The 5110-nt window shown below is 74.3% G+C and carries 4 protein-coding genes; 2 read left to right on the top strand and 2 right to left on the bottom strand.

Annotated features, from left to right (window positions below; translation table 11 throughout):
* Positions 1-86 precede the first annotated feature (86 nt).
* Both ACFV0G_RS18385 and ACFV0G_RS18380 read right to left on the bottom strand, forming a co-directional pair.
* Positions 87-809, bottom strand: a complete 723-nt coding sequence (locus tag ACFV0G_RS18385; RefSeq protein WP_380548313.1) for a hypothetical protein — start codon at positions 807-809, stop codon at positions 87-89.
* 298 nt (positions 810-1107) lie between these two features.
* Entirely contained in the window at positions 1108-2973 is a 1866-nt protein-coding gene (locus ACFV0G_RS18380) for a phosphatidylglycerol lysyltransferase domain-containing protein (protein ID WP_380548310.1), read from the bottom strand.
* Between the two features lie 232 nt (positions 2974-3205).
* Here ACFV0G_RS18380 and ACFV0G_RS18375 point away from each other — a divergent pair, with 232 nt between their 5' ends.
* Together ACFV0G_RS18375 and ACFV0G_RS18370 are read left to right on the top strand one after the other, a co-directional pair.
* The gene (locus ACFV0G_RS18375; protein ID WP_380548307.1) at positions 3206-3880 is read left to right on the top strand and encodes a response regulator; all 675 of its coding nucleotides are present in this window, start codon (positions 3206-3208) and stop codon (positions 3878-3880) included.
* Entirely contained in the window at positions 3877-5034 is a 1158-nt protein-coding gene (locus ACFV0G_RS18370) for a sensor histidine kinase (protein ID WP_380548304.1), read from the top strand. Before ACFV0G_RS18375 ends, ACFV0G_RS18370 begins: the two co-directional genes overlap by 4 nt.
* Positions 5035-5110: the final 76 nt, after the last annotated feature.

Genomic DNA, 5110 nt, shown 5'->3' with positions numbered 1-5110 from the left:
GCCCCGCCGGCGGGGCGAGGGGCCCCGCCGGCGCCGCGCCCCGCGCCGGCCCCCCCCCCCCCCCCCGCGGGGCGCCCCCCGCCTGCTCAGCGCGTCACGGGCACGGCGGCCCGCGGCCGCGCCTCGGCGGCCACCGAGGAGGCCGCGCCGACCCCGGCGAGCACCCGCGGCCAGTAGTCGCCGAAGACCTCGATCGCCGCCGCGATCAGCCCGGCGCTCAGCAGGGCGACCACGTGCTCCAGCCCGGCGAGGTTGGGCAGCAGCACCGCCTCGACCGCCATCGCCAGACCGACGCCGCCCGCCGTCCACCAGGCCCGGCAGCGGATCGCCACGCACACCGCGAGGGCCACCACGGCCGCGGACGGGCCGGTGTCCCTGACGTGGCCCACCCAGGCGGGGAAGCCGAAGAGGTGGTCGGGGCCGAGCTCCACCCCGAGCCTGGCGAAGAGCGTCCCGGCCAGGGTGCAGGCGTACGCCACCACCAGGGTCAGCCGGCGGCCGAGCACGATCTCGGCGATGCCGAACACCAGGAAGACCTGCACCAGCGCGCCCCAGACCGGGAGGTCCAGGGCGGGCACGTAGAGCGAGAGCGGGGTGCGCAGCAGCGAGACGTCGAACGGCAGGGCCGCCTTGACCACGCCGAGGCGGGTGACGACCCGCTCGCCGCCGGGCAGGTGCTGCACGACGGAGAACAGCAGCACCAGCAGCGTGGCCGTGGTGGCCAGCGGCACCGCCGCCAGCCGCCGCCGGCGCAGGCGCTCGGCGACGATGCGCAGCAGCGCCCCCCACTCGGCCGCGGCCGCCCTCACCGCAAGGGATCCGATCCCCCTGCTCACGCCCCCCGGGCGAGCCGTTCCTTCCACCGCTGAATCTCCCCGTCCGTGACGCCGGCGCGCTCCGTTGCCGAAGGCCGGAGGTGTGTCCCCGAGAATTCCGGCCGCAGCTGTTCACGGCCGATACTTCAACGGTATGCACGCGCTCCACGGAATGCGTCAGCTTGCGAGTCGAATCGCGGGTCATCCCCAGGGCGGATGGGGTTATCCGATTCGGGCCCCCACCCCCCGTCATTCGGCGGCTGCCCTCCGCCCCCCGGCGGAGGGACTACCCCTACCCGTTCCGCTCCGCCGCAGGTCCGGCCCCGGATCCCGTCTGAGGGGAGGTCCGGGTGTGCCTGCGGCGGAACAGGGCGGGAAGACTCGGCGCCGTGATGAAGCCCTCGGCGCGGGCACTGGCGATGCCGATCCGCGGAATCTCGCTGCTCTTCTCGAACAGCAGATAGCGCGGCTCCCAGATCGGCCGGTACTTCGCGTTGGCGCGGTACAGCGACTCGATCTGCCACCAGCGGGAGAAGAATCCGAGCACCGAGCGCCACAGCCGGAGGACCGGTCCGGCGCCCAGCCTCGAACCCCGCTCGAAGACCGATCGGAACATCGCGAAATTCAGCGAGACCCTTTCCAGCTCGACCTCCTTGGCCCGCTGGAGCAGCTCGATCACCATGAATTCCATCAGGCCGTTCTCGCTGTCGCGGTCGCGCCGCATGAGGTCCAGCGAGAGCCCGTCGGACCCCCAGGGGACGAAGCTCAGCAGGGCCCGCAGGTCGCCCTCACCGTCGTGGCACTCGAGCATCACGCAGCGGCCGTCGTCCGGGTCGCCGAGCCGCCCGAGCGCCATCGAGAAGCCGCGCTCGGTCTGCCCGTCCCGCCAGTGGTCGGCCTTGTCCAGCAGCTCGGCCATCTCGCAGTCGGGGATGTCCTCGTGCCGGCGGATCCGCACCGTGTAGCCGGCCCGCTTGACCCGGTTGTAGGCCTGCCGGACGACCCGCATCGCCCGGCCGTCCAGCGAGAACTCGTCGATCTCCACGATCGCCTCGTCGCCGAGCTCCAGCGCGTCCAGCCCGTGCCGGGCGTAGATCACGCCGGCCTCCTCGGAGGCGCCCATCACGGCCGGCACCCAGGCGTGCTCCCTGGCCTCCTCCAGCCAGGCCTCGATCGCCCCCGGCCAGGCCTCCGGGTCGCCGATCGGGTCGCCGGAGGCCAGCGAGACCCCGCCGAGCACCCGGTACGCCACCGCCGCCTTGCCCGAGGGGGAGAAGATCGCGGCCTTGTCCCGGCGCAGCGCGAAGTAACCGAGCGAGTCCCGCTCGCCCTGGCGGTCGAGCAGCTCGCGCAGCCGCCGCTCGTCCTCCTCCGTCAGCAACTCCTGGCCGCGCGGGCTGCGGAAGGACAGGTACAGCACCAGCAGGAAGAGCACCGCGCCCATGGCGTTGATGAAGGCGTTCACCCAGGTCGGCACGGCGATCTGGTCGGCCAGCCGACCGGACGGGGTGACCGTGACCATCCGGGCCACCGCGTAGCCGAAGCGGGTGCCGAACCCGGCGCCGTGGATGGTGTTGGTCGCCTGCACCAGCAGCGCCCCGACCACCCCGCCGAGCAGCAGCCCGCCGATGAAGGTGGCGATCCCGGTCTTCGGGTTGGAGGGGTCGCCCTTGGAGGTGAACTCCCGGCGGCCGACCAGCAGCGCCACGAAGAAGCCGACCGTCAGCACCGTCGAGATGTAGTTCAGCGGGTGGTCCGAGAAACCGCCGCCCGGCACCGCCATGAGCAGCACGTACAGCAGGGAGAACAGCCCGGAGACCACCGCGTTGAAGATCCACGCGGCCCGCTTGCGCCGCCGCATCGCGACCGCGAGGAAGAGCGACAGGAGCACCGTCGTCAGACCCGCCGTCAGCAGGTACGGGGTGAAGTACTCGCCCTCGTTGTGCTCCTGCACCTGGTACCGGAACGGCACCGCGAGCACCGCCACCAGGTTCACCAGGGCCATCAGCCGCAGGTACCAGACGGTGGCGGCAGCGGCCCGGGGGCGCCAGCGGGCGAGCACGGACGCCCCGGCGGGGCCGGCGGCGGGAACGGCGGTGGGCGCCGGCTTCACAGTGGACACAGCTCCAATTGCAGACGATGGGCCTGGGGGGCGCATCCGTACGGCACCCGCAGGGGACGGAGCGGCCCGCAACACCCGGTCTCCGAGCGGCCAGGGCCCGCAGAGGGCTCCGTGTTCCATGGTTCCCCACCCGGGATGAGAATTGCGTGAATCCGCCTGCGGATTCCGACCCCCGCCGAACGGCGGGGGTCACTACCCGTCCGACGGACCGGACCACCCCGCGCCACGCCCTAGGCTCGGAACCGAACAGCCCTGCCGAGGAGAGCCCATGCCGCCATCGACCCGCGTACTCATCGTGGACGACGAGGTCCTGGTCCGGTCTGGCCTGAGCCTGATCGTCGGCTCGGCACCCGACCTGGAGGTCGTCGGCAGCTGCTCCGGCGGACAGGCCGAGCACCTCACCGCCGACCTGCGCCCGCAGGTCGTCCTGCTCGACATCCGGATGCCCGACCTGGACGGCATCAGCGTGCTGCGCCGGCTGCGGGCACTGCCCGACCCGCCCGCGGTCGCCATGCTCACCACTTTCGACACCGACGAGTACATCGGCACCGCGCTGCGCGCCGGCGCCGCCGGGTTCCTGCTCAAGGACACCGCCCCCGAGCAGCTGGTGCACGCCGTCCGGGTGCTCGCGGCGGGCGGCAGCATGCTCTCCCCGACCGTCACCCGCACCGTGATCGGCGGCTACGTCGACGGCGGCGGGCCCGACTCGGACGCCGCGGCGCTCACCCGGCAGCTCACCGGCCGCGAGCTCGACGTCCTCGCCCTGCTCGGCGAGGGCCTGTCCAACGCCGACATCGCCGACCGGCTCTTCCTCGGCACCGGCACCGTCAAGGACCACATCAGCGCGATCCTCGCCAAGCTCGGCGCCGCCAACCGGGTCCAGGCCGCCGTGGTCGCCCACCGGGCCGGCCTGGTGCGCAACCCCGGCCGCCCCGGCGCATGACCGCCGCCAGGGCCGCGAAGCTCCCCGGACCGCTGCCGCCCCGCCTCACCGCGCCGTGGCTGATGCTGCTGCTCCCGATGCTGCTGGCCGCACTCGACGCCGCGCTGGTCTCCAAGGGCGCCGCCTGGTGGGAGGTGGCGCTCTCCGCGCTGGCCACCGTGGTGCTGCTGCTGCGGCGCCGGATGCCGGTGCTGGTGCTGCTGCTCACCCTGCCCGGCACCTTCGTCAACTACATCTGGATCGCGCCGATGACCGCGGTGTACTCGGTCGCCGCCGACCCGCGCCACCGGCTGCGGACCACCACCGCCTGCGCCTCCGCCTTCGCGCTCACCGAGTTCTTCCACTGGCCGCTGTCCGACCACCCCCTCGCGCTGGACCGGGACAACGCGCTGTACGCCATCCAGTGCCTGATGCTCGCGGCCGGCCCTGCCGCGCTCGGGCTGCTCGCCCGAACCAGGCAGGAGCTGGCCGACCGGCTGGAGGAGCTGACCCGCGGCCAGGAGCGGGAGAGCCGGCTGCTCGCCGACCGGGTGCTGGCGACCGAGCGGGCCCGGCTGGCCCGCGAGATGCACGACGTGGTCTCCCACCAGGTCAGCCTGATCTCCATCCAGGCCGGCGGGCTCCAGGTCTCCACCGTCGACCCGGCGGCCAAGGACACCGCGGGCACCATCCGCGAGCTGGCCGTCCGCACCCTGGAGGAGCTCCGCCAGATGGTCGGCGTGCTGCGTGCCGCCGGGGTCGGACCGGCCACCCCGCTCGCCCCGCAGCCCCGGCTCGGGGACCTGCCCGGGCTGATCGACGGCTCCGGGCTGCCGGTCACCAGTGAGCTCCACCCCGGGCTGCGTCGCTGGCCGGAGGCGGTCGAGCGGGCCGCGTACCGGACGGTGCAGGAGGCCCTCACCAACGCCCGCAAGCACGCACCGGGGGCGCCGGTGAGCGTCCGCGTGCTGGGCCGTGGCGCCCGGCTGCTGGTCGAGGTCCGCAACGGCCCGCCGCCCCTGCACGCCGACCGGGACGCCCCGCTCCCCGGCGGCGGCCACGGCCTGGTCGGCCTGCGCGAGCGCGCCCAGCTGCTCGGCGGCACGCTCACCGCCGCGGCCACCGCGGAGGGCGGCTTCGCCGTCCGCGCGGAGCTCCCGGCCACCGCGGAGTAGACCCCGGCCCGGAAACGCGAGCGGCGCCCGCCCCCCCGGGGGGGGGGGGGGCGCCCGGCGCGGGGTCCGCGGGGAG

Origin of the sequence: Kitasatospora sp. NPDC059571 (genome assembly GCF_042735675.1) — a bacterium.
In the GTDB taxonomy this organism is placed as follows: domain Bacteria; phylum Actinomycetota; class Actinomycetes; order Streptomycetales; family Streptomycetaceae; genus Kitasatospora.
This window is presented reverse-complemented; position numbering and strand designations above follow the sequence as displayed.

Coding starts and splice junctions, on each gene's coding strand:
- ACFV0G_RS18370 (WP_380548304.1), top strand. CDS start 3,877: ATGACCGCCGCCAGGGCCGCGAAGCTCCCCGGACCGCTGCCGCCCCGC.
- ACFV0G_RS18375 (WP_380548307.1), top strand. CDS start 3,206: ATGCCGCCATCGACCCGCGTACTCATCGTGGACGACGAGGTCCTGGTC.
- ACFV0G_RS18380 (WP_380548310.1), bottom strand. CDS start 2,973: ATGCGCCCCCCAGGCCCATCGTCTGCAATTGGAGCTGTGTCCACTGTG.